Here is a 26,487-nt window from a genome sequence, read left to right as displayed (position 1 = left end):
TCGTTTCAGACTTTCAAAAGTCTAGATGCGTAGGTGCGAGAATAGCGCAGCTAGGTAGCGCATCGCATGCTCTTGGTAAAGGCGTTCGATACCTACTCACATTGGGCTTTATTGCCCTCTGTCAGGCGTTTCATCGTAAACCCCTGTGTTTCTAACAGGGCGGGTAACCCTTTTTCGCCAAGCAGGTGCATCGCTCCTACGACAATAAGATAGGTGCCCTGCTGGAAACTTGCCTTATTCGTCAGCTGACTTGCCCAGTCACGGTTGCGCTCAAAAATCAGTTTCTCTTCGGTAGCATCCGAATATTGACTATCTTCCAATAGCGAAAGAAGGTGCTGTAGATCGCCCGCCTTCCATGCTGAAACTAGACAGTTCAGCTCTGACTGCATTTCGCTCCAGTCGTGAATCGTGCTGAGCAGAATATCTTCGCCATGGTCTGGCAGGTTTTCCATTAGTGCCAGTTGCTGGCTGACACTTTCAAACTCCAGAATAGGCAGCTGTTGCTCCTGAGCCCTTCGAAGAAGAACGATATCAATACCGTGTACAGGGTTTAAGCCTGCTTGTGTTGCCATGGCCATTTGTAAGTTCATGGCTGCCAGCCACGGCGGACTATGGATGAGTGACTGGTAGGGGAGCTTTGCCTGTTTGGCTATATCCACGAGCGCCGCTTTGTCATTGTTGCTGAGCAGGGCATCACTGGTCGGAATGTCTCGGTTTATTGTTACATCATCTGGTTGGAGAATATTCGCCTCGACAACCAGTCCGTCGGCCTCGGGCCAATAGTCCAGAAAAGCCTGAGGTAGCGGATAGAAGCCTTGATCACCGGCGTGGATTGATCCCAATAGCACAAACTGGCGTTGGGAGTCCTTGGCCAGCCAGACCAAAGGTTCGGCAACAGCCCCGGCTGTAACGAAGGGCAGTAATAGCAGCGCTTTAGATAACAAAGATTTAAACATATTCACCGTGGTTAAATGAGACAGATAACTGATTGGGTTATATCAGTTATCTGTAATTATGGCTAACAGTGAAGAATAGCGGCGCGTGTTATGCCGATAAAATGATGATAGCTATCCTTTGGTGGCAGGGTGCAACCAGAACCACCAGATAATAAAAGCGATGGCTGCCAAGCCGATAAGTGCAATCATGTTATTTCTCCTGATGTTCGGGTTTGAACAACCGTAGTCGGTTAGCATTGCTGACCACTGTGATTGAGGATAGCGCCATTGCGGCACCGGCAATTACCGGGCTGAGCAGGGTACCAGTCAGCGGAAACAGAATCCCCGCAGCAATCGGGATCCCCAAGGTGTTGTATACGAACGCCCCGAATAGGTTTTGCTTCATATTCTTTAAGGTGGCGGCAGAGAGCTGCAACGCATCGGCTATGCCATGCAGAGAGTGGCGGATCAGTGTCATCTGGGCACTTTCAATGGCTACATCGCTACCACTTCCCATTGCAATACCCACTTCGGCCTGAGCCAGTGCCGGTGCATCATTGATCCCGTCACCGACCATGGCAACGCGTTTTCCTTGTTGCTGGAGCTCGGCAATTTTTGCCGCCTTACCGTCAGGTAGGACCCCGGCTATCACTGTATCAATACCCGCCAGTCGAGCAATTGCCTTCGCTGTTGTTTCTGTATCACCGGTCAACATGACGATATCGAGCTTCATCTTTTTCAGGCGGTTGATTGCCGCAACAGAATCGGTTCGCAGCGGATCGCTGATACCCAATATACCAGCCAGTTGATTGTCGATTGCCACATAGATGGGTGTCGCACCTTGGCTGGCAATTGCTTCGGCATCGCTTTCTGCCTGAGCAATATCGATTTTTCCTAGTGCCATCAGCTTTTGATTGCCAAGTACTAGCTGGTGCCCATCGACAGTGCCTGTTACACCATAGCCGGGCATTGCTTTGAACTCGGACTGGGTAGACAGGATCAGCTCGCGTGTTTTGGCTGCATTGACGATCGCTTTGGCCAGAGGGTGCTCGGAACCTTGCTCTAGGCTGGCAGATAGGGTGAGCAGGTGATTATCGGTAGTATTGTTGTAGCTGCGACAGTCAATAACCTGAGGCTTACCTTCTGTCAGCGTACCGGTTTTATCGAGTACAACTGTATCGATACTGGCTGCAATTTGCATGGCTTCGGCATTGCGGATCAGAACGCCATATTCTGCAGCCCGACCTACGCCGACTGTCACGGACATTGGCGTCGCCAGCCCCAAGGCACACGGGCAGGCTATGATGAGGACTGTAGTCGCTGTTACTAACATGTAGACAGAGGACGGATCGGGACCGAAGTAATACCAAACCATGGCAGTTATGATTGCAATGATCATGACAGCAGGAACAAAAATGGCCGAAATGGTATCTGCCAGACGGGCGAGTGCTGGTTTACTGCTTTGTGCCTGACGTACCAGGCTAATAATCCGCGCCAGCATGGTGTCGTTTCCGATCTGCTCGGCACGAAACAGCAGGCTGCCATCTTGGTTAATGGTACCGGCGTGAAGTTTGTCTCCCTGTTGTTTATTGGCCGGGAGTGGTTCACCGGTTAGCATTGATTCGTCAAGGTAGCTCTGGCCGTTTTCAATGGTGCCGTCTACTGGTACTTTGGCACCGGGATAAAGCCTTAGCAACATTCCGGCTTTTACGTCGGTTAGGGGAACTTCCTGTTCACTATCAGGGGTGACGATTACAGCTGTTTGAGGTTGCAGATCAATTAACTGTTCGAGTGCTTTTGACGTGCGGCTTCGGGCTCTGGCTTCAAGAGCGTGGCCGAGAGTAATTAGGCCGAGGATCATTGCCGATGCTTCAAAATACACATGGCGGGCCTGCATTGGGAAGATATCCGGAATGATGACGACCAGCATCGAGTAGAGCCAGGCTGATCCTGTTCCTAGGGCTACGAGGGTATCCATGGTGGCGCGATGGTGTTTAAAGGCTTTCCAGCCATTGATATAGAAATGGCGCCCAGTGGTATAAAGCAGGATGAATGTCAGAAGTCCGACAACGCCCCAGCTGAGTTGGCTGGTGGTCGAGTTTATCATCATGCTACCGCCGAAAATCCCCCATGCCATCATCGGGATCCCTGCACCGAGAGCGATAACAGCATTGCGCAGGTGGCGGCGGAATGTCTGTTCGTTTTGTTGCTGCTGCCGCTGGCGGCGGCTTTGTTCATCTTCACTCTGTTCGGCGTTGTAACCGGCATCATTTATCGCTGAAATTACATCTTCTATCGGCGCTTGTCCTGAAATGAGCGCGGTTCTTTCCGCAAGGTTAACATTGGCACCGGTAACACCGGGTACGGTGAGAATGGCCTTTTCGACGGAGGAGACACAGCTGGCGCAGGTCATGCCGGAAAGCAGCAGTTGGGTCGTTTGGGTTGTATCTGTGTCTCTGTTTCTGCTGGCCTCTGTACGAGAGGGCTTCTCGACTGGATCGCTTATTTCGCTTGTAGTTTGTATCGTATGCTTATCGCTATCCTGTGCCCGTTGGGCAGAGAAGCCAAGCTCCTGAATCACGGCAATCAGCGTTTCGGCATCGGTATATGTTGTGATTTCTGCCTGCGTCTTGCTGGTTTTATATCCGGTGACTTGTGGGTGCTCGTCCAGAGCCTTATCAACTTTGGCAACGCACTTTCCGCAGCTCAGGCCCGACAGTGCAAGCTTGACGGTTTGTTCTACCGGTACACGGTAGCCTGTTTCTTCGATGATGGTGATTACCGCTTCCTTTGATAGCGTGCTTGATATTTCGGCCTGCGTTTTGCTGACTGAGAAGCGGTATATCTCGGCATTGCCAGAAAATGCAGCTTCAAGTTTGGCGACACACTTGCCACATGACAGGCCGGCTATAGGCAGCGAATGCTTGTAACCCGCCTCGTAACCAAGAGCGGTAATCGTTTCGATCAGGGGAAGAAGCTCGGTATCACCGCGAACAACGGCCTGCCGGGTATCAACATCGGCAAATTCAATGCCGGGCAATGCGGTTAGCGACGCCTTGATTTTTCCCGCGCAGTTCATACAGCGGACCTTGCCTAGCGGGAGGGTAAATTCAGCCATGTGTCTTTCCTTAGCTATGATCAGTCAGTAACAAAGGACTGCGTTCCCAGTCACTAATTCAATGATGCCCTGAGAATAAACCTTCCATCAAGTGGAATGTCAAAGGTTATCTGAATTCTGCTCGGACTTCTTCTTTTTGTGAAGAATCGATGCTTGCTTTTTGCTGAATTATTACTGAATAATATACGCATAACCTTCCAGAAGCTGTAAGGGTAAAACGTGAATATCAGTGATGTTGCCAAGCAAACCGGCTTGACCGCAAAAACAATCCGGTTCTATGAAGACAAGGGGATCATTACTGCCCCTTCTCGGGCCAGTAATGGCTATCGTCGTTATAGCCAGAACAATATCAATGAACTGCAGTTGATCCGCCGCTCTAGGCTGGTCGGTTTTACCTTGGACGAATGCAGGGACTTGCTGGATTTTTCACGAGATCCTCAGCGGCGAAGTGCTGACGTGAAAGCCAAGGCGGAGCAAAAGCTTACCGAGATTGATGATAAAATCGCAGAGCTGATAGAGATGAAGGCTACCCTTGAGGCGCTGACCAAGCAGTGTCCGGGAAATGAGAGTGCCCTATGTCCGATCATCGAGGGGTTGTGCAAACATTCAGAGTGATGGGGGGAAGCAATCCGTGAAAAGCCGCAATTGTTATTGCGGCTTTGGTAACAGGTAGAATGATTATTGGGTGATCAGTACAGCAGTGAATACAACTGACGGCGATACTGACTGGCAATAGCGTTGCCTTGGCCGAGTGCAGACAGCATATCCATCATGGTTTTTTTCGCATTACCATCGGCAAAGTTCATGTCTTTGCGCAGGATTTTAATTAGCAGCTCAAGTGCTTCTTGTGCCCGGTCGACCTGGCTGTATTGCACCGCTAGTTCATAAGCAATCTGGGTATTATCTGGTGTGTTTGCCAGTTGTTCTTCCAGATGGCGAATTTCCGGAGAGTCACTGGCTTGCTTGTGCAGCTCAAGCTTGGCGATCAGGCCTTTATATTTGGCATCCTGATCCTGCATCGGGATGGTATCAAGTAAGGTTTCTGCTTCATCGTGCTGTGAGGTTTCTACCAGACACTCGGCGATAGCTAGCGAAATAATGCTGTTTTGGCCAAAGTGGGCAGACAGCTCGCGCAGGATTGGCAGTGCCTGGCTGTATTGTTGGCTATCAACTAGTACCAGTGCTTGTTTGAGCTGAAGCTCTTCCTGGCTTGGCAAGTGTTTGCTCAGCATGGTACGCAGACTTTCTTCAGATTGAGGCCCGGTGGCACCATCTGCTGGCTGACCATTTTTAAATAACGCAACAGTTGGCAAACCGCGAACACCGAATTGAGCCGCAACCATCTGTTGGCTTTCGCAGTCAAGAGTAGCAAGTACTAGCTGCCCCTGATATTGCGTTGCGATTTTTTCTAAGATGTTGTTAACTTCTGCTGTTTCAGGCATCGACGGTGCCCAGAAACTGATCACTACCGGAGTCTGCATTGACGTTTCGATAACCTGTTGCAGATTCTGCTCGTTAAGTTCGATCGCTAGTTTTTCATACATGTTGCTGCTCTTTAATTTAGTGGCCTCTGTAGTTATTTATGGGGTTAATGGCTGAAAAATCAAGAGCTATTTAGGATTGGCTAATAAAAAAGGAGAGCCCGGCTCTCCTTTTTATGGTTGAAATGTTAGCAATAGGGCTAGTGTCACACAGACACAGAGAATATTAATTTGGCGCAACGTCATGACGAAACCTGATTATCAATTTTTGTACTTAAACGATGACGGAATGGCTCTAATAGGGCCTTTGTTCAATCTACCAGGTCAAGTTAACGTTTTAATATGACAATAATATTACGTTTCTTATGTTTTTCGGCTAAATCTCAATATCTGGTTCGCTAAGCGATATTTTTGATATTTGGTAAGTCTGATTCGGTGCTTTTTTGATCAGGAAGAGTGTTTTCATTAATTACTCTTGTTTAGCAACTGATCCAGCCAGCGGACGGGCAAGACTCGACGCAGGAAGCCGAAGATATGAGTTGGCTGGGTCACATAATAGCGGGGACTGGGCTGCTCACTGCGAATGATGGACAGCAGTGGCTTTAGTACCGCATCAGGAGCCAAGGTGAACTTGTTTGAGGGGGATGTCTTTCCCAGCCGATCCAAGGTCTTTTGGTAGTTGGGATGATGGCGTGATCCTGCCATGTCAATATGCTGTTCAAACTTCAGCTTGGCATTTTCCCGGAAATGACTCTCGATGGGGCCGGGTTCAATCAGGCTAACATGAAGTGGGGTATCTCTTAGCTCGAGGCGCAAGGTATCGGTATAGCCTTCCAGTGCGAACTTGCTGGCATTGTAGGCTCCGCGGTACTTCATTGCCACTAATCCGAGAACCGAGCTGTTCTGAACAATTTTTCCGCTGCCTTGTTTAAGCATTATCGGAATCACTGCCTGGGTGAGTTCATGCCAGCCAAATAAGTTGGTTTCAAACTGTTGCCGCAAGGCTTGGGTAGGTAAGTCTTCGAGGGCACCAGGCTGGCCATAGGCAGCGTTGTTGAACAATACATCGATACGTCCGCCAGTGATAGCCTGGCAAGCTTCAATGCCTTGGTGAATTGAGTCTGTATCGTCTAAATCAAGCTGGATGCAATTTAAACCCTGTTGCTGAAGCGTCGCGACATCTTCAGGTTTCCGGCAGCTGGCTACCACGGTATAGCCTGCTTCATGCAGTTTTTCGGCACAGAGCCGTCCAATTCCGCTACTGCAACCGGTGATCAGGATCGTCTCTTTCATTCTTGTTCCTTAAGTGTTTTCCCGAATAACGTTGAGAATTATACATAAAAAAAGAACAGCTATTGTTTGGAATCTAGCTGTCCTTCCTTAATTTGAGCGTGTAATTATAATTTAGCGCTATTCAGCCCTGGTGTTGAATGGCGTCAGTAATTGACTGAGGAGCCGTTGATATCAACAATATTGCAATTTTCGCCGCCCAGTTTGATACAGGTTTCAATTGCTAGATCCTGGGCTTCTTGTGCATTACTTGCTCCCCAGGCTGCTCCGGCAATCTTATTGGTGCCAATGGCGTAGGCTTTGTTGTCTGATTGCAAACGATAGTTTTTATATAGCCCGTAGGTACCCGGATCGGCGTTTTGGCAACCACTGATACCGAGAACGATTGCGATTGTAGCTAGAATTAAAATGTTTCCCTTCAACATATTCACCCACTTACTTTCTGTTAGTTAACAGATAGAAGCTTAGTCAATAAAATCATTTAGCAATAAGGCTATTTGATTGAAGGTATGGGGTTAGCTCTGACACCATAAATTGGGCTATCCAAGGCTGGGCATCAGGCTTGGGATGCAGGCCGTCTTCCATCATCCACTCCTGCTTGAGAATGATCTCTTCCAGGAAAAAGGGTAGCAACGGTGCATTGTATTGTTTGCTTAGCTGGGGATAAATGTTACTGAAGATCTCGCTATAGCGCTTACCGTAGTTGGGCGGTACGTGGATTTGCATCAGCAGCGCTTTTGCCCCCTCGTTATGGATCCGGGTGATCATTTGGCTGAGGTTCTTACGTATAGTGGAGGGAGAGAAACCGCGCAGGCCATCATTCGCACCGAGCTCGATAATGACGTAGTCTGGACTATGTTGTTGTAATAACTTGGGTAGCCGCGCTAAGCCATTGCCTGTGGTATCACCAGAAATACTGGCATTCACAACAGTTATTGAATGCCCTTGCTGGGCCAGTACCGGTCCCATCAGTACCGGCCAGCTTTGTTCCGCAGACATTTGGTAACCGGCGCTCAGGCTATCGCCGACAACCAGCAGTGTGTTGCTGTAGGCTTTTAGCGAGAAAAAAACGAACAATAAAACTGAAAGGAATCGCATCATGTCAACTTCCGTGATTAAGGCTGTATCAGTATCCAAACAGGTAACGACGGCATCATCGTCACTCTCCATTTTGCAGGATGTTTCTCTCGAGGTCGAGCGGGGTGAGGCAATTGCGTTAGTTGGTGTCTCCGGGGCCGGAAAGTCCACACTGATGACACTATTGGCGGGATTGGATATTCCTACTGCGGGGGAAATAGAACTTCTCGGCAAACCCTTGTCCCGGCTTGATGATGAAGCCAGAGCGGCGCTGCGTAGTGATGCGATAGGGTTCGTATTTCAGAGTTTTTTGTTAATACCATCGCTTAGTGCACTGGAGAATGTGATGCTCCCTGCCATTATCAAGGGGCAAGACGGTGATGAACTTCGCGCTGCGCAGTTATTATGTCAGGTCGGGCTGGAAGGGCGGGAAAGTCATTTGCCTTCACAGCTATCAGGGGGAGAGCAGCAACGGGTCGCCTTGGCGAGGGCGTTTATGACCCGCCCTCAGGTATTGTTTGCCGATGAGCCGACCGGTAACCTCGATCAGCATACTGCTGCTACTGTGATTGATTTGTTGTTTGCCCTCAATCACGATCACGGAACGACCTTGGTATTGGTGACCCATGATCCGCAGCTGGCGCAACGCTGCGACCGTACGCTACGGATCCAGGGCGGAAGTGTGGAGGCTGCATGAGTGAAATAAGTGAGGCTAATCAGGTGGCAAAGCCGCGCAAACCGTCATTGTTGCTGAAGTGGAGCTGGCGTGAACTGTGGCATGGTCAGCTATGGCCGGTTGCGGTGGCGTTAACCTTGATCATTGCCTGTGTTTTTGCGTTATCAGCGCTGGTCGTGCGGGTCGAAAAAATCATGGTTGATCAGGGGCGGACAATGATCGCTGCTGATCTGGTATTTCGTTCGGCCAACCCGCTGGAGCCGTCTTTGCTCGATCAGGCTAGAGAGCTGGGATTGACGGTCACCCGGCAAACTCGCTTCGGTACCATGGCTTTTAGCGAGCAGGAAATGCAGTTGGTCAGCGTGAAAGCTGTCGGAAGCGATTTTCCCCTGCGTGGTGAGCTGGTATTGCAGGGCGCGGAAATGCAGAGCCGGGTTCGACCGGGAGAATTATGGCTGGCCGAGCGTCTGTTTTCGCTGCTGGCGGTGCAGCGGGGAGATAAAATTGCAATTGGTGATGCAGAGCTGACGGTCGCCGGAAAAATTGCTCAGGAGCCTGAGCTTTCTTTCAACCCATTCAGCCAGATGCCCGCCGTATTGATTCATAATCGCGATTTGGCTCAAACCGGTGCGGTGCAGCCGGGGAGCCGGGTACAGTTTCGGGCGTATTTCAGCGGGCCGGATGACAAGCTGGAGCAGTTGCAGCAGGCAATTGAACTACAGCCCGGTCAACGCTGGATCAGTGAAACAACACAGGGACGAACCGGTGATTTGATTGAGCGAGCCAGGCAGTACCTGTCGCTGACGCTTATCTTGGTGATCCTGATGGCAACGGCGACCTTGGTCCTGACATGTTGGCATTACACCTCGACCCGGATCGAGTCGGTTGCGATGATGAAAAGCCTCGGTGCGAGTAAACGCTGGTTGTGGCAGTGGCTGGCCAGGCAGTTAAGTCTGCTGTTTGTGATTGCTGCAGTGGCAGGGCTAACCATAGGTTGGCTGCTTGAGTTTTTATTGCGGCTCCCCCTGTCGGATGTACTGCCCGAACCGTTACCGGAAATTGGTATGACTCCCTTGTTTGTCAGCTTGACGGTAGCCCTGCTGGTGGCGATTCCCGGTGTCGGTATTTCTCTCTTGCGTTTAGTCGATGCGCCTGCCATATCGGTGATCCAGCAGCAGGCTGACTGGCCAGCCAAGAAACAGGGCTATGCCTTGGTTCTTTTGCCTGTCATGGCTGCCCTGATTTGGTTTGGCAGCAATAAATTCATGTGGCTGACCCTTGCCGGATTGGCAGCCTTGCTGGGTATACTTGCGCTGTTGGGGTTGCTGGTTGTCGCTTTGCTTAGACGGGGAAAGTGGGGAGCCGCTATCAAGTTGGCACTGAGCCGGATCGGCCGCAGTCCGTTGGCAACTGGGGCGCAATTGGCAGCATTAACCAGTTCGTTGATGCTACTGGCGGTGATCTGGCTATTGCGAAGCGATCTGCTGGCAGACTGGCAGCAGACCTTGCCTGCCGATGCCCCGAATGTTTTCGCATTAAATATTGCCCCCGAGCAGCAGCTGGGTTATCTGGCTGAGCTGGATCGGAATCAGGTTGTGCGCTCAGAGAGTTATCCGGTGATCCGAGGGCGCCTGACGGCAATCAATCAGCAGGATTTACTGGCGAAAAAGAATAAGGGCGAGGATCGCGACGAATCGCTGCGGCGCGAGCTCAACTTTACCTGGCGTGACACGTTACCGGTGCACAATACCCTTCTTGAGGGGGAGTGGTCTCCATCGTCCGGTGTGTCTGTGGAATCTGGTATTGCCGAACGGCTAGGGATCACTCTGGGGGATGAGCTGACATTTAGTGTTAGCAGCCAGCCGTTTAGTACTATCGTCACCAGTATCCGCCAAGTGGAATGGCGTAATATGCGGCCGAACTTCTACTTTATCTTTACGCCGGATGTTGTGGCTGATCTGCCTGCGACCTGGCTGGTGAGCTACAGGATCGAATCTGACCAAAATACATTGATTAACCAGCTTGGTCGTGACTACCCGACGGTAACCTTATTGGATCTTCGAACTATGGCAACCCGGATCCAGGCGATACTGCAACAGGTCTCTTTGTCCCTATCCGTATTGGCCGTGTTAGGGGTCAGTAGCGGTTTGCTGTTGGTACTGACCTTGCTAAGACTCAGCCTGTCGCAGCGTGAGCAGGAAATTAAGCTCTATCGTACACTGGGTGCGAGCCGGCAGCGGATCTCCGCCACGGTATGGGGTGAGTATGGGATCATGGCATTGATTGCCGGGGTGATGGCGGCAGCTGGGGCTGAAACTGTGGTGGCCGCATTGCTGAAATGGGGATTTGAACTTCCGGTGCAAGGACACCCGTGGCTTTGGGTTGTTCTGCCCGTTCTATCGCTAGCACTGGTAGTGGTAATTATCCGCTCGATGATCAAGCGGCTGCTCATGCCGTTGAAAGGATAAAGAAGGAAGGAGAGCCAAGGTTGATAATCTAGGTTCTCCCTTTTTTTATCGCCGTTTTTTTAACCTAGAGTCTCTTCCAATGCATGCTCTAGCTTGGGAAAGCTAAAATGGAATCCTTGTTGTTGCAGCCGGGAAGGGAGTGCACGCTGGCTGTCGAGCAGAAGAGTCGAGGATTCTCCCAATCCCACCTTAATCAGCCATGCCGGAGTTTTAATAATATGAGGGCGGTGTAGCACGCGGGCTAGCGTCTGGCTAAATTCTTTATTGGTAACCGGATTGGGCGCGGTGAAGTTATAGGCACCGCTGGCTTCGGGGTGCTTGAGCAAGAACAGGATCCCCTTGACCATATCTTGGATATGGATCCAGGGAAAATATTGCTCACCATTGCCGATAGGTCCGCCGAGTCCTAGCTGATACGCAGGCAGCATGCGTGCCAACGCACCACCTTGCTTGCCCAATACAATTCCTGTTCTGAGCAGGCAGACACGAGTACGCTCCGACTGGGCGGCAAGTGCTTCCTCTTCCCATTTCCGGCAAACGAGATGAGCAAAATCGGCTTTTTTTACTTCCAGGCTTTCATCAAAGCTAGCTGATTTTTGATCCCCGTAGATGCCGACGGCCGAACCACTGATGAATGTGTGGGGCGGGTTCGTACTGGTTTTAATTTTCTCCACCAGCTTACGAGTGATTTCCCAGCGACTCTGGCAGATCACTTCTTTTTGCTTGTCACTCCAGCGCTTGTTGACGATTGGCTCGCCCGCCAAGTTAATAATAATATCAATGTTATTAAAGTCAGGTAGTTCATCCAGACAGGTGATGACTTTGATATGGTGTCCTAGCTGCTGGTAGGCGCGACTGGGGTTTCGACTGAGTACGATTAAATGTTCATGATTAAAATGCGGAAGGAGTGCTTTCCCGATAAACCCAGTGCCACCAGTAACTAATATATTCATTCCATCCATTGTCCTATACCGATAAATCAGAGCAAAACACGACCTTGCTGAAAAGCATCAACGTAATAATAGTATAAACGATCAGGAGAATAGTACTTCAATCAAATAGTTGAGGTTTGTTGGCATAAAAGGCTACCTGAGTTTACACAACTATTCGTACCCACGGTAATTGCAAGGTTTTTTATCGGTAATACTCAATAATGTGCCTAGCTTCTCGACTTACAGAATAAAGTATGTTTCTAAATGTAAATGACTATTAATGTAATAGTAACAAGGAAAGTGGCGCAGGAGGCGACATGACATCGATACTGGCAATGTTCAAGGCTATGCTGTCCAGTCTGCGTGATTTGCTGCCGATCATTATCGTCATTAGTTTTTTTCAGTTGGTGGTACTGCAACAGCCTTTACCTGACTGGGGGGCAATTTTACTTGGCCTGTTACTGGTGGTCATAGGGCTGACTTTTTTTATTTTCGGGTTGGAAATGGGCTTGTTTCCAATCGGGGAATCAATGGCACGGTCGTTTGCCAGTAAGGGCAGTGTTGTATGGCTGCTGATCTTTGCTTTTTGTCTGGGGTTCGGCACGACCATTGCCGAGCCGGCTTTGACCGCAGTAGCGGCTGAGGCCGCTGAGGTTGCTGCAGAAGGGGGATTAATCTCACCCGATGAAGAAATGCTAGAGCAGTATGCCAACGGATTGCGCTTAACCGTCGCACTTTCTGTCGGGATCGCCATTATGCTGGGGGTGATCCGAATTCTGAAAGGATGGCCTATTCACTGGATGATTATCAGTGGTTATTTACTGGTGATGATTATGACCTGGTTTGCGCCCCCGAGCATTGTGGGTATTGCCTATGACTCCGGCGGAGTGACGACGTCAACGATCACCGTTCCTTTGGTAACCGCTCTCGGTGTCGGGCTGGCTTCATCAATTAAAGGGCGAAACCCGATGGTTGACGGCTTTGGTCTGATCGCCTTTGCTTCTTTGACGCCGATGATTTTTGTTATGGGCTACGGCATGCTGGTGCATTAAGTGAAGGTTGTATGATCGATCTATCATCAGTTTTATCTCATTTCTTAGATACTCTGGGCTCGACAGTACGTGATGTGCTGCCGATTGTGATCATTATATTTGGTTTTCAACTGGCGGTGCTTAGGCGCCCGGTTGCAAACTGGGACAAGGTTGTACTGGGTTTTGTCTATGTGGTGCTTGGTTTATCACTTTTTCTGATGGGGCTGGAACTGGCCCTTTTTCCTTTGGGTGAGTCGATGGCTGCCCAGCTTACCGCGTTAGACTTCTTGTTTGAGAGTGATGAAGCCATACCAGCCCAAGTTCCATGGGAGGAATATTATTGGGTGTATTTATTTTCTGCTGCTATAGGGTTTAGTACCACGGTGGCAGAGCCATCTCTAATTGCGGTGGCCATTAAGGCCAATCAGGTTTCGGGTGGTACGATTAAGGTTAACGGGTTGCGGATCTCTGTTGCTCTGGGGGTTTCGTTCGGCATCGCACTTGGCAGTTACCGAATTGTTGCCGGTGATCCGCTGCACTATTATATTCTGGCGGGCTATATCGTGGTGGTTGTCCAAACCTATTTTGCCCCCAAGACAATCGTCCCGCTAGCTTATGATTCGGGAGGGGTGACAACGTCAACGGTGACGGTACCGATTGTAACAGCACTTGGATTGGGGCTGGCATCTACTGTCCCCGGTCGCAACCCGATGTTGGATGGATTTGGTTTGATAGCATTTGCCAGCTTGTTTCCGATGATCACCGTAATGGGCTATGCCCAATTGTCGGTATGGAAAGGCCGTAAGGAGTTAGACTAATGCGATTTAAGTTGTTAGTTGCTTTTGTAGAAGATACGAAAACGGATGCGGTACTGGATGCGGCCCGTGAGGCCGGGGCTACCGGTGCAACCGTTATCAACAATGCTCGCGGAGAAGGGTTACACAAAAAGAAAACGTTTTTTGGGCTGAGCCTGGAAGTACAGCGTGATGTGTTGTTATTCGTTGTGGAAGAGCATCTGGCGCGATCGATTCTCGAGACCATAGAGAAAGTCGGTGAGTTTGACTCCGGTCCCGGGCAGGGTATCGCTGTTCAGCTCGATATTGAGGATGCAATTGGAGTCGCTCACCAGGTAGAGACGTTGACTAAGGTTGTGGAGGACAAGCTATGAGCGCTGAAAAAGTGGTCAAAGTGAGAGACGTGATGATGAATAACTACGCTATCGTTGAGGGCTTAATCACTGTCGCAGAGGCAATAGAGATCGCGAAACAGCGGCAGGTAAAAGCACTTATTGTCAACAAGCGCAATGTCGATGATGAATATGGCATTGTGTTGATGAATGATATTGCCAAAAAAGTACTGGCGATTGATCGCTCGCCGCAGCGGACGAATGTGTACGAGATCATGACAAAACCCGCGTTGTCAGTCAGTGCCACCATGGACGTTCGTTACTGTGCCCGTTTGTTTGAGCGTTTTGGTATTAGCCGGGCACCGGTGATCGAAAACGGGGAAGTACTCGGTATGGTGAGCTATAACAATATTGTGTTAAACGGTATGTTGCGGGATGGCTAGCAGACAGTCGGAGGTAGATTGTCCGGTGGCCAACTGCAATTAGAAAAGTTGAATCGTTCGGTGTAGTATCTCGGCATTCTGTTCTCGTTAGTTCTGGTTTGTAATTATCTTATGAAACTGTTTTTTGCATCTGATATTCATGGTTGTGCCAAGAGTACCGAAATTATGCTGGCTGCGTTTGAGCAAAGCGGTGCAGAGCATTTGATCCTGCTTGGTGATGTGCTCAACCATGGCCCGAGAAATGCCTTGCCTGCAGGATATGCGCCGGTTGAGGTTGCCGAGCAACTAAATCAATATGCTGATTGTATTACTGCTGTTCGTGGTAACTGTGATAGTGATGTTGATCAGATGCTGCTCGAGTTTCCGATGATGGCCGACTATAACCTGGTACTCCTTGCCAATGGCCGTCGCCTGTTCCTGACCCATGGCCACTTGTATAACGGAGACAAGCATCCGCGCCTGCGCGCTGGTGATGTGATTGTTTCCGGTCATACCCACCTGCCCGTTGCCGAGCAGAAAGGTGAGTTGTACTCGTTTAATCCTGGGTCTATTACGATACCTCGCGGTGATCATCTGGCGAGTTATGGCTTGCTTGAAGACAATACACTGAAAGTGATCAGCTTTGATGGCGACGTCATTTGTTCTGTCAGTCTGGTTTAACAACTGGATGGCACATTGATGCTAAATAGAGCGTGCAATTTGCACGCTTTTTTATATCTGTTTGATGTAGCTCAAATAATTGCATAGCCTGACACAAAGCTCACATTCTATACCTAGAACATCTCCTCCCTGCCTGTAACACTGGAGGTGTATATTTTGGGAACTGGGAGTTAAGAATGAAGAATAATTTACTGAGTATTTTACTTGGTGGGGTACTGGTTGCATTTGGGCTGGGAAGTTGCGGCTATTTTATTGGCCAGACGATGTTTAATGCCAAAGTTGCGATGAATATTGCCGAGGTGAAAGGTCTTGCCGAGCAGCGGGTTGAATCAGATATTGCCAATTGGCAGCTGAGCTTCTCCAATCGCTCTAAACGCAAGCAAGATATTCCGGCGCTCTATCAACGGGCAGAGCAACAACAGCAAGAGATCATCGCTATTCTTAACGCCAATGGCTTTACCGATGATGAAATTGAAATCGGGTTGATTGAGTATAAATATTACGAGTATCGAGACGAAAACCAGGCGGTGGTCGATCAGGATCATGAGCTCGAGGGGACGATTAGCCTTGAAACAACAAAAGTGCGTGATGTCGCCAAGGTACGAGGCGAAGTGAATAAGCTGGTGGCCAAGGGATACGATATTAACAATTATTCGCCGACCTATCGCTTTACCAAGCTAAACGAGATCAAGCCTGAGATGCTTAAGGCGGCGACAACGAATGCGCGCATTGCTGCTAATGAGTTTGCTGCAAACGCGGGAGTGGCAGTGGGCGGGATTCGCTCTGCTCGGCAGGGTAACTTCTCTATTACGGATGTCGGCGAAGAGTATGGCGACAGGTACAAAATAGAAAAAGATGTACGAGTCGTCACCCGTATTGAGTTTTACCTGACTGAATAATGCCCCCTAAAACCCAATGAGTAGTTTGAAGCCAATAACAAAGGTTAATACTTCAAAGCAGCGTTTGATCAGGGTATTGCTTTTTTGGGTTGCGAGGTGGGCCCCCAGGTAGCCACCAAGTAAGGAGCCGAGTAACAGCACCGGGATCCAGGGCCAGTAAATCTCGGCTCCGGCCAAATACATGGTCGTTGCCCCAATCCCATTCCAGAATAGACCGACACTCACTAAGGTAAGGGCAACTGCTTGTTTGTAGTCAAAGCCGAACCAGCGGATCAGAAATAAAGTCACGAACAATCCCGTACCAGCGGTGAGCGAGCCGTTTAATATTCCTATCAGAGCCAGCCCCACGCCGCCGACAATCATACCCTGCCAGTGACGATTACAAGGCTGATTGAGCTGGCCAAGTTCTGTCTTGGTGAGCGAATAGAGTCCGAGTCCCAATATCAGCAAGCCGAGCAGCGCTTCAGCGGTTCTTCCCGGAACAAATAAAATAACGTTTGCTCCCAGAATGACACCTAACATACCTGCCACTATGACATACAGGGTCAGTGTCCAGTTCAGGCTTCCAGCCCGAATATGCTTGATAGCCGCGCCTACCCCGAGGGCTACGCTAGCCACTTTGTGGGTTGCTAGTGCAATGCCAAACGGCAGGCCCAGAAAGATTAGCAGCGGAAACTGGATCAGGCCGGCACCGCCTCCCGAGAGGGAAGCCAGCGTATTGGAAAATAAAGAGCCGAGAAACAGCCCGAAGGTATTCAATATGTCCATGTGTTGTAGGTGATTCCGTTTACCTGCAGTGCCTTGCATCTTATCAACTACTTATTCAGATTGGTATTAGGCGTTGAAGTGTGTTGTTTCGGTGCTGTTGTGAGGGCTTGTTTGACGGAATTGGGCAATTGGATTACTGAAATGTTGAGTGATGTTTACCAAATATGTTAATTCGGAATATTCGAGCTATACGCTCGTTTTTATCGAGCATTTATTGGTGTCGAGTCTTGTATTTCACCTTAATTAGGTTCACTATCCGGCATCGTTTTTTATGTGTTTCAGTATGTACAGGTGCAAGATTATGAGTCAGGGTCATTTTGATTCTCTTTTACCGCCGCAGATGGCCGAGAAGGCTGCAGAGGTTGGTGTTGGCAAGGCTACAAAAGATCCAGTGAAGTCGCTTTTGCTGGCCATTACAGCTGGTATGCATATTGGAATTGCCTTTGTCTTTTATACGACGGTGACTACCGGCACGGGTGACATGGCATGGGGCATGGCCCGTTTTGTCGGTGGCCTGGCATTCAGCCTGGGCTTGATTCTGGTTGTGATCACCGGTGGCGAGTTATTTACCAGCTCTGTGCTAACCCTGGTTGCCCGAGCCAGCGGTAAGATTAGCTGGAAAAGTTTGTGCATGAACTGGGGCGTGGTGTATATCGGTAACCTCATCGGTGCCTTGCTGTTGGTGGGGATTATGTTGGTCAGCAAGCAGTACCTGTCAGCCGATGGTGCGTTGGGGATCAATACGATGCAAATTGCCCAGCACAAGCTTCACCATGGTTTCTTCCAGGCAGTGGCACTGGGAGTCATGTGTAATGTCTTGGTGTGTGTTGCAGTATGGATGACCTTCAGTGGTCGTACCCTGACGGATAAAATTATCGTGATGATATTGCCTGTCGCAATGTTTGTGTCGGCTGGTTTCGAGCACTGTATCGCCAATATGTTTCAGGTCCCGATGGCGATTGGTATCAAAAACCTGGCGTCACCTGAATTCTGGCAGATGAGCGGGATGAACCCGGCTGATTTTGCTGATTTGACGATGAGTAACTTCATTATCAATAACCTGATCCCGGTGACTATCGGCAATATTATCGGCGGTGGTGTATTCGTCGGGATGGGATACTGGATTATTTATCTGCGCGGTAAGTAACTTAGTCGTATGTAAGAGTTAACCGTTCTACGTTTGCTAACTTATTTTGTTAGTTATATTTCTTGTTAGATATTCGAGTCTGATGTTGGCCATAGCGAATTGCTATGGCCTTTTTTTGTCATCTATATTGGATATATATCACTTCAGATCAGCGCCTTGCCTACGTGGCCCGATCTACCCAACTAGTCATTCTCACTGAAACGAGCATCTTGAGGTCATTTGGGTATTAATGTATGCCTACGGAGTGTTTGTGTTTAACGATAAATACTGGTTAAACGAGGAGGTAGTTTTTGGGACATCTGCTCCTTTTCAAAACACATAACAATAGATGTATTTACTTTATTTGTGGTTGTATATTCAGAGACATAAATCATTTTCCAACCATCATACGTTTCTAAATCTTCGTTCATATTACCGTCGGTTATGGACTCAAATTGAGTGCACCGAGTCATCATATTATGTTCACCGTTGGACTCACGGATGTGTGAGCTTATATTTGCTCCCGTGCAACCACTTAAAACAACCGCAACAATAAGACATAGGAACTTGTTCATACACAAATGCTCGAAAAGTATAGAGTAATAAAAAATCAATAATCTAAATATGCGACCATTTGCTGGGGAAACTTAAATTTTGATTTGGGAAGAATTCAGTTCGGATAAGCGAAAGCTGAGGATTTTATCCATAAAAAAACGCCCCCGCAGTGCGGAGGCGTTAGATGTTTTAAGCTAAGTAAAGATTAAGCTTTAGCTTCTTCAGCTTGTTTCGCCTGAATCGCAGTTAGTGCAACTGTGTATACGATATCGTCTACCAGTGCGCCACGAGAAAGGTCGTTAACCGGCTTACGCATGCCCTGAAGCATTGGACCGATAGATACAAGATCTGCTGAACGCTGTACCGCTTTGTACGTCGTGTTACCCGTGTTTAGATCTGGGAATACGAATACAGTTGCCTTACCCGCTACAGGCGAGTCAGGTGCTTTAGAAGCAGCAACATTTTCCATGATTGCAGCATCGTACTGAAGAGGGCCGTCGATCACGAGATCAGGACGCTTCTCTTGAGCAATGCGAGTTGCTTCACGTACTTTGTCTACGTCTGCACCCTTACCAGATGTTCCGGTAGAGTAAGAGATCATAGCAACACGCGGTTCGATACCGAATGCTTTAGCAGAATCAGCTGACTGGATAGCGATTTCCGCTAGCTGCTCAGCGTTTGGATCTGGGTTGATTGCACAGTCACCGTATACCAGTACTTGATCAGGCAATAGCATGAAGAATACTGAAGATACGATAGATGCATCAGGTGCTGTTTTGATGATTTGGAACGGAGGAACGATAGTGTTCGCCGTTGTGTGAACAGCACCAGAAACCAGGCCGTCAACTTCATCGTTTTCTAGCATCATTGTGCCAAGGAAAACAGAATCTTGAAGTTTTTCACGAGCAACAACATCAGTCATGCCCTTCGCGCCACGTAGCTCAACGAGACGAGCAACGTAGTTTTCACGTACAGCTGCAGAATCGATGATAGTTACGCCAGAACCAAGAACAACGCCTTGCTGCTCAGCAACACGCTTGATTTCTTCTGGGTTACCAAGAAGCACACATTCAGCGATGCCGCGCTCTGCACAGATAGCCGCAGCTTTAACTGTACGAGGCTCGTCACCTTCAGGAAGAACTACGCGCTTAGCTGCCTTACGTGCAAGTTCAGTTAGCTCGTAACGGAATGCTGGTGGGCTTAGGCGACGCTCTTTGGTTGAACCTTCAGTTAGAGACTCAATCCACTGGCCGTCAACGTGGCTAGCCATGTATTCGTTAACCAGCTCAACACGCTCTTTATCATCAGCAGGAACTTCCAGGCTGAAGCTCTGTAGGTTCAGAGAAGTCTGCCATGTGTTGCCCTGTGCAGTCATAACAGGCAGGCCTGTTTCGAATGCACGCTGGCAAAGATCCATTACTGGTTTAGGTAGCTCGTAGCCACCTGTTAGCAGTAGGGCACCGATTTCAACACCGTTCATTGCAGCAAGACATGCTGCAACAATAACGTCTGGACGGTCTGCTGATGTTACTAGCAGAGAGCCTGGACGGAAGTGTTCAACCATGTGCGGGATAGAACGCGCGCAGAACGTAATGCTCTTGATACGACGAGTATCAATATCACCTTCGTTGATGATTTCTGCGTTCAGGTGTTTTGCGATATCCGTTGAACGAGTTGCGATTAGCTCAGAGCTCCAAGGTGCACAGCCTAGTACACGGATTGGGCTTGAGTTGAATACCTGCATTACTTCCACGTGAGAAGGAACAGTCGCTTCAGCATCATCGAAGATTTCAGATAGATCCGGACGAGTACGGCCTTCAGCATCAACTGGTGCGTTCAGTTTGTTAACGATAACGCCAGAGATTTGCTTGTTTTTGATACCGCCGAAGTTAGAGCATGCTACTTCGATACGTTCTTTAAGCAGAGCCGGGTTGTCTGTACCTGGTGCAACAACGAATACGATTTCCGCATCCAGTGTTTTTGCGATCTCATAGTTGATCTGGTTTGCAAACGGGTGCTTGCGAGTTGGTACTAGACCTTCGATTAGCGCCACTTCTGCGTTAGCTGTTGCTTCTTTGAAACGTGCAACGATATCTTCTAGCAGTACATCGCTCTTATCATTACGGATAAGTTCTTCTGCACGAGCCATTGAGAAAGGTGCTGCAACTTTCATGTCACTGTTAGCAGTGATGATGTTGGTTGTCAGATCTGGCTGATCGCCGCCGTGACGTGGCTGAGCGATCGGCTTGAAGAAAGAAACGCGAACACCTTTGCGTTCCATTGCGCGTAGCACACCAAGGCTAACGCTCGTAAGACCAACTCCGGCACCAACCGGAATAAGCATAATAGTACGGGACACTATGGATTCCTCAACTATTGAACAATACGTGCTGTTCAATAATGATTTGTTAATCGTTATTGAGCAGCACCACAAAAAAAAGGTCATAGCTACCGTGATATTCGATAAAGCCATGAAAAAATGGCCGGCCAAAGCCAGCCATTATTTGCTGAGCTCAAGGGCGCAGCAGAGTATCGTAGATTAGATTTCAGCCAGACGAGCTGTATCTTCTGCGATTACTAGTTCTTCGTTAGTTGAAACAACCATTGCAGGAACACGGCTGTTTTCAGAGGTGATCACACCTTCTTTGCCGAAGCGAGCCTTAAGGTTAGCTTCACCGTCAACTTCAACACCTAGGATTGCAAGGCGGTTAAGAACCATCTCACGGATTGGTGCAGAGTTTTCACCGATACCGCCAGTGAATACGATAGCATCCAGACGACCTTCCAGCGTTGCAGTGTAGCCAGCTACATACTTAGCAAGGCGGTGGCAGAACACGTCCATTGCACGTGTTGCTTCTTCTTTCTCGCCGTAGTTTTCTTCAACGAAACGGCAGTCAGAAGTTACACCTGTCAGACCTAGCAGGCCAGACTCTTTAGTGAACATAGTGTTGATTTCATCAACGCTCATGCCTAGCTTGTCGTGTAGGTGGAACATAACAGCAGGGTCAAGATCACCACAACGCGTACCCATTACAAGGCCTTCAAGAGGAGTCAGACCCATAGATGTGTCTACAGATTTACCGTTCTTGATTGCACAAACAGAAGCACCGTTACCCAGGTGGCAGTTGATGATGTTTAGTTCATCTTCAGATTTGCCTAGACGCTCAGCTGTTTCACGAGTGATGAACAGGTGAGAAGTACCGTGTGCGCCGTAACGACGGATACCGTGATCTTTGTATAGGTTGTACGGAAGCGCGTATAGGTACGCTTCTTCAGGAATTGTTGTGTGGAACGCAGTATCGAACACGGCAACGTTTTTCAGAGCCGGAAAAGATTGCTGAGCTGCTTTGATACCGATGATGTGAGCTGGGTTGTGAAGAGGTGCGAAAGTCGCAGCGTCTTCGATACCTTGAAGAACAACATCGTCAATTAGTGCAGATTTAGTGAACTGCTCACCACCGTGAACAACACGGTGACCGATTGCTGCAAGGTTTTCAGCTAGTTCTGGCTTAGAAGCAAGAATGGTGTCAACCATGAACGCTAGCGCTTCTTCGTGAGCTGCGCCGTTACCTAGTTGTGCTTCGTGCTTACCGTCAAGTTTCCACTTGATACGTGCTTCTGGAAGGTGCAGACATTCTGCAAGACCTGTCAGGTGCTCTTCACCTGATACCGCGTCAACAACAGCGAACTTAAGAGAAGAACTACCGCAGTTAAGAACTAAAACCAGCTTAGACATGAGAGTGACTACCTATAATCTGTCTGAAAGTTGATATTCAACTGATGAAAAATTACCCATAGGATAGACGACTTTTGAATATGCCGATCCAACCTGGGTCAAATTCGTGTTATGTCCGTATATAATAGAGAATTGAGAAACCCACAATCCTGGGGCCATCCCTGGAGGCTGCCTTAGGTTGCCAGAACGATGATTACAGGCAACAATTACTTTAGGCGCGTCTAGGATAGCGATTGTTACGCAATATAACAAAAAGATTTTTAGAAAAATTTAATTTGAATCAAGTTTATTATTGCTGAATTTGATTTTTTACTGTTTTTTTTGAAGTTTGGTGTTTTATGAGTCAAAAAAAATCGATCTGGCAGTCTTTTCAAAATGGTCAGCAGTACATGGCTACCTGGCCGATGAGAAAAGAGCTGGCAATGATGTTCCCGGAGCCTCGTTACATTAAGGCGACGAAATTTGCGACCCGAGTTATGCCCGCTGTAGCAGTGATGAGTGTACTGAGCCAGATGGCGTTTAATAATTATGATGCCTTGCCTCAGGCAATTGCTGTTGCCTTCTTTTCACTGAGCATGCCGTTGCAGGGACTATGGTGGTTGGGAAAACGCAGTCGTACGGATCTGCCGCCTTCCCTGGCGAGTTGGTATCGCGAAATCCATGACAAGATCACCAGCGAAGGCTATGCATTGCAACCGATCAAACCTCGGCCGCGTTACCTTGAACTGGCGCAGGTGCTGAACCGGGCATTCAAGCAACTGGACAAGACATCACTGGAGCGATGGTTTTAGCTAACCCCCTCCCAGCCTAACTCTTGAAAGGGGGGAGAGGGACTTATGTAAAAAAGCGCTGCAGATATAACCTGCGGCGCTTTTTCTCGTAACTCGTTCCCAGAAATTTACTAGCTTAATAACAGGCTATCATCCGCCAGTTCTTCACCGCGCACCTTGCTGAACATCTCGAGCAGTTGTTTGACATCCATTTGCTTTCTTTCCTGCCCCTGGACATCAAGGACAATTTCGCCTTGGTGCAGCATTACGGTACGGTCACCGTGGGCAAGGGCATCTTTCATCGAGTGGGTGACCATCATGACGGTGAGATCAAACTCTTCGACGACCTTTTTGGTCAGAGCCAATACAAAGGCGGCCATGCGTGGGTCAAGGGCAGCTGTGTGTTCGTCGAGCAACAATAGCTTACTGTCGGCCAGCGAGGCCATGACCAGGCTGACCGCCTGGCGCTGGCCCCCGGAGAGCAGGCCGATGTTATCACTGAGACGGTCTTCCAGGCCGAGGCCAAGAATACTGATACGTTCCTGAAATAGTTTGCGTCGTTGCGACGACAGAGCCATTTTCCAGCTTCGCCTGCTACCGCGTTTGTAAGCGAGTGCCATGTTCTCTTCGATAGTCAGCGAGGCACAGGTACCGGCAAGCGGATCCTGAAATACTCGGGCTGCATATTGCGCGCGTTCATGTACCGATTTATGGGTTACATCGATATCATCAATCAGCACCTGACCGTCCACCATCGGTGTTTCACCGCTGACGGCACCCAGCAAGGTAGACTTGCCCGCGCCGTTGGATCCGATCACCGTGACAAACTGTTTTTCCGGTACCGCAAGCGAAACGCCGCGAAGGGCCTGGTTTTCCAAAATTGTGCCTTCATTGAAGGTAACGCGGATGTCATTTAATTCAATCATCTTTTATCTTACCCTCTGAACGGCTCAGGCTAGCTTCTTTGCTGCGATAGCTTGTTTTTTCTTGCGCTGAATGGTGGTTTTCATCTTAGGGGCAATCAGTGCGGCGGCAACCAATAGCGCGGTGATCAAGTTAAGATCCGAGGCCTGCATGCCGAACATACCGCTGCTTAGCGCAAAGGCAACAGCCAGGCGGTACAGCACCGAACCGAGGATAACAGCAACTACAGCGACCCAGATTTTTCGTCCCGGGATCAGGGTCTGGCCCAGGATCACGGCTGCCAGACCAACCACAATGGTACCAACCCCCGAGGTGACATCGGCAAAACTATTGGTTTGGGCAAACAGTGCACCGGAAAAACCGACCAGTCCGTTTGAGAGTGCCAGCCCGAAATAAGTATATAGCGCGGTATTTCCGCCCTGGGCGCTTACCATCCTGCTATTTACGCCGGTTGCCCGTAGCCCGAGTCCGAAGTCACTGGCGAGCAGGCGAGTAATGAACCAGCCACTGAAAATAACAAGCAGCAGTACGATGCCTAGACGGACGATCCCCGAATCAATGCCGATATCCATTGCCAGCAATTCAAACGGCGTCAGGATGGTATCTTCACCCAGCAAGGCTAGATTTGGTCGCCCCATAATACGAATATTGATAGAGAAGGCGGCGATCATTGTCAGGATGCTGGCGAGCAGGTGGAGAATGCCGCAGCGGATCGCCAAAAATGCGGTCACTAGGCCACAGAGGCTACCGGCAAAGATCGCCAGCAGGGTAGCTATCCAAGGGTTAATACCTGCAACAATGGCCGTGGCGGCAACGGCTGCCCCCATCGGAAAACTACCATCGACGGTGAGGTCCGGGAAATCCAGTACCCGAAAAGTAAGGTATACCCCAAGTGCAACCAGTCCATAAACCAGACCAATTTCCAGTGTTCCCAGAAAGGCAAAGAAAGACATCCAATAACACTCCTTGTCTTTGATAATAAATCAGACACACGATTTAAGAGACGAGCTCCTAGAAAGCCCTAGATACACGAGTCGAGAAGACTCATCATTCTTAACTCGAATCTTAAACCAATGCCTTATTTAACGACTGATGTTGCGCGATCAAGCACTGACGATGGGAAGGTGATCCCCAGTTTGTTGGCCGCTTTCTGGTTCAGGGCCAGATCGGAACCTTTTGCCACTTTTACCGGAAGATCGGCTACCTTTTTACCTTTTAGCAGAGCATCGACATAGTCAGCCGTCTGAACTCCGACCTGGTAGTAATCAAAGCCCAATGCCGCCAGTGCGCCATTTTCGATATACGTTGTTGAAGCACCGACAATTGGTTTGTTTGCCTGATTGGCAGCGTTGACCAGGCCGTCAATTGCACTGGCTACCGTGTTGTCAGTAGGGGCATAGATCACATCGGCTTTAGAGGCCACAATCTGTGCCGCAGCCTGTACGTCAGCACTTTTCAGAGCTGTTCCTTCGATAACGTTCAGCCCTTTGGCGTTTGCCGCTTCTCGCAGCAGCTCAACCAGTGCCACCGCATTTGCTTCGCCTGGATTAAAGACAACACCGATATTTTTCATATTCGGTAGAAGCTCTTGCATCAATTCGACATGCTGGGCAACAGGAGACAGGTCGGAAAGGCCAGTGACGTTACGTGCCGGCTTATCCATATTCTTTACCAGTTTTGCACCGACCGGATCAGTTACCGCGGTAAATACGACTGGAATTGAACGTGTAGAAGCAGCAAGCGCCTGAGCAGTAGGTGTTGCGATGCCGACGAGTACATCCGGACGCTCGCCCACAAACTGTTTGGCAATCTGAACGGCAATTGCGGGATTGCCCTGTGCCGTCTGGTAAGTGAATTCTAGGTTTTCACCTTCGATATAGCCTTTTTCTTTCAGGCCATCTAGCAGACCCTGACGGGCTGCATCGAGCGCAGGGTGCTCAACAATTTGTGAGACCGCAACTTTTGCGACATCGGCCAATACAGAAGGGGAAGATAGAGCCAGAGAGGCTGCTATACAGGCTGCGGTAAGCAGTTTATTGTTTTTGATTTTCTTGAATTCCATATCACAAGCTCCTTGCCAGAAATAATGTTCAGTGAGAGGGCAGCAAGGTGGGTGCTGTTTTCCTCTGGAATAATGTTTTATCGCAATGAGGAAAGAAAGAACATCTATATTTTAACAGTAGCGAAACAACTGGCAGGCTATCTATGCTGACTTGGGCTTGTATTGTGGTCGTATTATCTGCTTGTGAGGATTTGTTCGGGTTAATTTTCGAGCGGTTAACGAGTTGATAGCTTTATATTCTTAATTGGCATTTGATGGTAATTCACTCATAACCTTATCTGGGCAAAGGGCTCATAGAAGATGTGTTCAGCAGGCAGACAGCTATTGATTCATATTATGTTCCTTAAGAGATATTCGCTGTATCTCTCCCTCAGAACCCCACAAGCTTGGCCGCCGGTGGGGTTCTGTCC

Annotated in this window: 24 protein-coding genes; 11 read left to right on the top strand and 13 right to left on the bottom strand. The window is 49.0% G+C overall.

What is annotated here, in order from left to right; genetic code table 11:
• Nucleotides 1-92: 92 nt before the first annotated feature.
• Nucleotides 93-956 (bottom strand): TraB/GumN family protein, encoded by an 864-nt coding sequence (locus tag EDI28_RS21850; RefSeq protein WP_128786004.1) that lies wholly within the window; start codon nucleotides 954-956, stop codon nucleotides 93-95.
• A gap of 190 nt (nucleotides 957-1,146) precedes the next feature.
• Nucleotides 1,147-4,053 (bottom strand): cation transporter, encoded by a 2,907-nt coding sequence (locus EDI28_RS21845; RefSeq protein ID WP_128786003.1) that lies wholly within the window; start codon nucleotides 4,051-4,053, stop codon nucleotides 1,147-1,149.
• Nucleotides 4,054-4,272: 219 nt separating this feature from the next.
• Between EDI28_RS21845 and cueR the strand changes: the two genes are divergently transcribed.
• A complete protein-coding gene (cueR, locus tag EDI28_RS21840) occupies nucleotides 4,273-4,668 on the top strand; it encodes a Cu(I)-responsive transcriptional regulator (RefSeq protein ID WP_128786002.1) in 396 nt (131 codons plus the stop codon).
• Nucleotides 4,669-4,742: 74 nt separating this feature from the next.
• Here the strand turns inward: cueR and EDI28_RS21835 are convergent, their stop codons facing one another.
• The 4 genes from EDI28_RS21835 to tesA form a co-directional block, all read right to left on the bottom strand.
• The gene (locus EDI28_RS21835; protein ID WP_128786001.1) at nucleotides 4,743-5,597 is read right to left on the bottom strand and encodes a co-chaperone YbbN; all 855 of its coding nucleotides are present in this window, start codon (nucleotides 5,595-5,597) and stop codon (nucleotides 4,743-4,745) included.
• A gap of 402 nt (nucleotides 5,598-5,999) precedes the next feature.
• The gene (locus EDI28_RS21830) at nucleotides 6,000-6,827 is read right to left on the bottom strand and encodes an SDR family oxidoreductase (RefSeq protein ID WP_128786000.1); all 828 of its coding nucleotides are present in this window, start codon (nucleotides 6,825-6,827) and stop codon (nucleotides 6,000-6,002) included.
• Nucleotides 6,828-6,970: 143 nt separating this feature from the next.
• Nucleotides 6,971-7,249: a hypothetical protein gene (locus tag EDI28_RS21825; RefSeq protein WP_128785999.1), complete on the bottom strand. Its 279-nt coding sequence runs from the start codon at nucleotides 7,247-7,249 to the stop codon at nucleotides 6,971-6,973.
• Between the two features lie 52 nt (nucleotides 7,250-7,301).
• The gene (tesA, locus tag EDI28_RS21820; RefSeq protein ID WP_128785998.1) at nucleotides 7,302-7,925 is read right to left on the bottom strand and encodes a multifunctional acyl-CoA thioesterase I/protease I/lysophospholipase L1; all 624 of its coding nucleotides are present in this window, start codon (nucleotides 7,923-7,925) and stop codon (nucleotides 7,302-7,304) included.
• On the opposite strand from tesA, the gene EDI28_RS21815 reads away from it, so the two are divergent.
• Both EDI28_RS21815 and EDI28_RS21810 read left to right on the top strand, forming a co-directional pair.
• The gene (locus tag EDI28_RS21815; RefSeq protein ID WP_128785997.1) at nucleotides 7,924-8,598 is read left to right on the top strand and encodes an ABC transporter ATP-binding protein; all 675 of its coding nucleotides are present in this window, start codon (nucleotides 7,924-7,926) and stop codon (nucleotides 8,596-8,598) included. The genes tesA and EDI28_RS21815 overlap by 2 nt on opposite strands.
• Complete coding sequence (locus EDI28_RS21810) at nucleotides 8,595-11,045, top strand: ABC transporter permease (RefSeq protein WP_128785996.1); 2,451 nt, start codon at nucleotides 8,595-8,597, stop codon at nucleotides 11,043-11,045. The genes EDI28_RS21815 and EDI28_RS21810 overlap by 4 nt, the downstream gene beginning before the upstream one ends.
• Nucleotides 11,046-11,104: 59 nt before the next feature.
• Here the strand turns inward: EDI28_RS21810 and EDI28_RS21805 are convergent, their stop codons facing one another.
• Nucleotides 11,105-11,998: a TIGR01777 family oxidoreductase gene (locus EDI28_RS21805; protein WP_128785995.1), complete on the bottom strand. Its 894-nt coding sequence runs from the start codon at nucleotides 11,996-11,998 to the stop codon at nucleotides 11,105-11,107.
• A gap of 296 nt (nucleotides 11,999-12,294) precedes the next feature.
• On the opposite strand from EDI28_RS21805, the gene EDI28_RS21800 reads away from it, so the two are divergent.
• From EDI28_RS21800 to EDI28_RS21775, 6 genes are all read left to right on the top strand, one after another.
• Nucleotides 12,295-13,029 (top strand): DUF1538 domain-containing protein, encoded by a 735-nt coding sequence (locus EDI28_RS21800; protein WP_128785994.1) that lies wholly within the window; start codon nucleotides 12,295-12,297, stop codon nucleotides 13,027-13,029.
• Nucleotides 13,030-13,040: 11 nt separating this feature from the next.
• Entirely contained in the window at nucleotides 13,041-13,826 is a 786-nt protein-coding gene (locus tag EDI28_RS21795; protein WP_128785993.1) for a DUF1538 domain-containing protein, read from the top strand.
• Complete coding sequence (locus EDI28_RS21790; RefSeq protein ID WP_128785992.1) at nucleotides 13,826-14,176, top strand: P-II family nitrogen regulator; 351 nt, start codon at nucleotides 13,826-13,828, stop codon at nucleotides 14,174-14,176. Before EDI28_RS21795 ends, EDI28_RS21790 begins: the two co-directional genes overlap by 1 nt.
• A complete protein-coding gene (locus tag EDI28_RS21785) occupies nucleotides 14,173-14,577 on the top strand; it encodes a CBS domain-containing protein (protein ID WP_128785991.1) in 405 nt (134 codons plus the stop codon). Before EDI28_RS21790 ends, EDI28_RS21785 begins: the two co-directional genes overlap by 4 nt.
• 111 nt (nucleotides 14,578-14,688) lie before the next feature.
• Complete coding sequence (gene yfcE, locus EDI28_RS21780; RefSeq protein WP_128785990.1) at nucleotides 14,689-15,237, top strand: phosphodiesterase; 549 nt, start codon at nucleotides 14,689-14,691, stop codon at nucleotides 15,235-15,237.
• A 176-nt stretch (nucleotides 15,238-15,413) separates the two neighbouring features.
• Nucleotides 15,414-16,136 carry an SIMPL domain-containing protein gene (locus tag EDI28_RS21775; protein ID WP_128785989.1) on the top strand — a complete coding sequence of 241 codons (723 nt, stop codon included), beginning with the start codon at nucleotides 15,414-15,416 and terminating at the stop codon, nucleotides 16,134-16,136.
• A gap of 6 nt (nucleotides 16,137-16,142) precedes the next feature.
• On the opposite strand, the gene EDI28_RS21770 is transcribed toward EDI28_RS21775, so the two are convergent.
• Nucleotides 16,143-16,904 carry a sulfite exporter TauE/SafE family protein gene (locus EDI28_RS21770; RefSeq protein ID WP_128785988.1) on the bottom strand — a complete coding sequence of 254 codons (762 nt, stop codon included), beginning with the start codon at nucleotides 16,902-16,904 and terminating at the stop codon, nucleotides 16,143-16,145.
• 301 nt (nucleotides 16,905-17,205) lie between these two features.
• Between EDI28_RS21770 and focA the strand changes: the two genes are divergently transcribed.
• Nucleotides 17,206-18,051: a formate transporter FocA gene (gene focA / locus EDI28_RS21765; RefSeq protein WP_128785987.1), complete on the top strand. Its 846-nt coding sequence runs from the start codon at nucleotides 17,206-17,208 to the stop codon at nucleotides 18,049-18,051.
• 739 nt (nucleotides 18,052-18,790) lie between these two features.
• Here the strand turns inward: focA and pta are convergent.
• Nucleotides 18,791-20,929, bottom strand: coding sequence for a phosphate acetyltransferase (gene pta, locus EDI28_RS21760; protein WP_164918609.1), 2,139 nt, complete (start codon nucleotides 20,927-20,929; stop codon nucleotides 18,791-18,793).
• A 195-nt stretch (nucleotides 20,930-21,124) separates the two neighbouring features.
• Complete coding sequence (locus EDI28_RS21750; RefSeq protein ID WP_128785984.1) at nucleotides 21,125-22,321, bottom strand: acetate kinase; 1,197 nt, start codon at nucleotides 22,319-22,321, stop codon at nucleotides 21,125-21,127.
• Between the two features lie 338 nt (nucleotides 22,322-22,659).
• Between EDI28_RS21750 and yfbV the strand changes: the two genes are divergently transcribed.
• Nucleotides 22,660-23,112, top strand: a complete 453-nt coding sequence (yfbV, locus tag EDI28_RS21745; protein WP_128785983.1) for a terminus macrodomain insulation protein YfbV — start codon at nucleotides 22,660-22,662, stop codon at nucleotides 23,110-23,112.
• 110 nt (nucleotides 23,113-23,222) lie between these two features.
• Here yfbV and EDI28_RS21740 read toward each other — a convergent pair whose 3' ends face one another.
• The 3 genes from EDI28_RS21740 to EDI28_RS21730 all read right to left on the bottom strand — a co-directional run bounded on the left by EDI28_RS21740 (nucleotide 23,223) and on the right by EDI28_RS21730 (nucleotide 26,062).
• Nucleotides 23,223-24,017: an ABC transporter ATP-binding protein gene (locus EDI28_RS21740; protein ID WP_128785982.1), complete on the bottom strand. Its 795-nt coding sequence runs from the start codon at nucleotides 24,015-24,017 to the stop codon at nucleotides 23,223-23,225.
• Nucleotides 24,018-24,041: 24 nt separating this feature from the next.
• Entirely contained in the window at nucleotides 24,042-24,968 is a 927-nt protein-coding gene (locus EDI28_RS21735) for an ABC transporter permease (protein WP_128785981.1), read from the bottom strand.
• 125 nt (nucleotides 24,969-25,093) lie between these two features.
• Nucleotides 25,094-26,062, bottom strand: coding sequence for an ABC transporter substrate-binding protein (locus EDI28_RS21730; protein ID WP_128786026.1), 969 nt, complete (start codon nucleotides 26,060-26,062; stop codon nucleotides 25,094-25,096).
• Between the last annotated feature and the right edge of the window lie 425 nt (nucleotides 26,063-26,487).

The sequence above is a fragment of the Photobacterium chitinilyticum genome (genome assembly GCF_004104355.1).
GTDB lineage: Bacteria > Pseudomonadota > Gammaproteobacteria > Enterobacterales > Vibrionaceae > Photobacterium > Photobacterium chitinilyticum.
This window is presented reverse-complemented; position numbering and strand designations above follow the sequence as displayed.

Excerpts from the sequence above, each read along its gene's own strand:
- EDI28_RS21850 (WP_128786004.1), bottom strand. The coding sequence starts at position 956 with ATGTTTAAATCTTTGTTATCTAAAGCGCTGCTATTACTGCCCTTCGTT.
- EDI28_RS21845 (WP_128786003.1), bottom strand. The coding sequence starts at position 4,053 with ATGGCTGAATTTACCCTCCCGCTAGGCAAGGTCCGCTGTATGAACTGC.
- EDI28_RS21835 (WP_128786001.1), bottom strand. The coding sequence starts at position 5,597 with ATGTATGAAAAACTAGCGATCGAACTTAACGAGCAGAATCTGCAACAG.
- EDI28_RS21830 (WP_128786000.1), bottom strand. The coding sequence starts at position 6,827 with ATGAAAGAGACGATCCTGATCACCGGTTGCAGTAGCGGAATTGGACGG.
- EDI28_RS21825 (WP_128785999.1), bottom strand. The coding sequence starts at position 7,249 with ATGTTGAAGGGAAACATTTTAATTCTAGCTACAATCGCAATCGTTCTC.
- EDI28_RS21815 (WP_128785997.1), top strand. The coding sequence starts at position 7,924 with ATGTCAACTTCCGTGATTAAGGCTGTATCAGTATCCAAACAGGTAACG.
- tesA (WP_128785998.1), bottom strand. The coding sequence starts at position 7,925 with ATGATGCGATTCCTTTCAGTTTTATTGTTCGTTTTTTTCTCGCTAAAA.
- EDI28_RS21810 (WP_128785996.1), top strand. The coding sequence starts at position 8,595 with ATGAGTGAAATAAGTGAGGCTAATCAGGTGGCAAAGCCGCGCAAACCG.
- EDI28_RS21805 (WP_128785995.1), bottom strand. The coding sequence starts at position 11,998 with ATGAATATATTAGTTACTGGTGGCACTGGGTTTATCGGGAAAGCACTC.
- EDI28_RS21800 (WP_128785994.1), top strand. The coding sequence starts at position 12,295 with ATGACATCGATACTGGCAATGTTCAAGGCTATGCTGTCCAGTCTGCGT.
- EDI28_RS21795 (WP_128785993.1), top strand. The coding sequence starts at position 13,041 with ATGATCGATCTATCATCAGTTTTATCTCATTTCTTAGATACTCTGGGC.
- EDI28_RS21790 (WP_128785992.1), top strand. The coding sequence starts at position 13,826 with ATGCGATTTAAGTTGTTAGTTGCTTTTGTAGAAGATACGAAAACGGAT.
- EDI28_RS21785 (WP_128785991.1), top strand. The coding sequence starts at position 14,173 with ATGAGCGCTGAAAAAGTGGTCAAAGTGAGAGACGTGATGATGAATAAC.
- yfcE (WP_128785990.1), top strand. The coding sequence starts at position 14,689 with ATGAAACTGTTTTTTGCATCTGATATTCATGGTTGTGCCAAGAGTACC.
- EDI28_RS21775 (WP_128785989.1), top strand. The coding sequence starts at position 15,414 with ATGAAGAATAATTTACTGAGTATTTTACTTGGTGGGGTACTGGTTGCA.
- EDI28_RS21770 (WP_128785988.1), bottom strand. The coding sequence starts at position 16,904 with ATGGACATATTGAATACCTTCGGGCTGTTTCTCGGCTCTTTATTTTCC.
- focA (WP_128785987.1), top strand. The coding sequence starts at position 17,206 with ATGAGTCAGGGTCATTTTGATTCTCTTTTACCGCCGCAGATGGCCGAG.
- pta (WP_164918609.1), bottom strand. The coding sequence starts at position 20,929 with ATGCTTATTCCGGTTGGTGCCGGAGTTGGTCTTACGAGCGTTAGCCTT.
- EDI28_RS21750 (WP_128785984.1), bottom strand. The coding sequence starts at position 22,321 with ATGTCTAAGCTGGTTTTAGTTCTTAACTGCGGTAGTTCTTCTCTTAAG.
- yfbV (WP_128785983.1), top strand. The coding sequence starts at position 22,660 with ATGAGTCAAAAAAAATCGATCTGGCAGTCTTTTCAAAATGGTCAGCAG.
- EDI28_RS21740 (WP_128785982.1), bottom strand. The coding sequence starts at position 24,017 with ATGATTGAATTAAATGACATCCGCGTTACCTTCAATGAAGGCACAATT.
- EDI28_RS21735 (WP_128785981.1), bottom strand. The coding sequence starts at position 24,968 with ATGTCTTTCTTTGCCTTTCTGGGAACACTGGAAATTGGTCTGGTTTAT.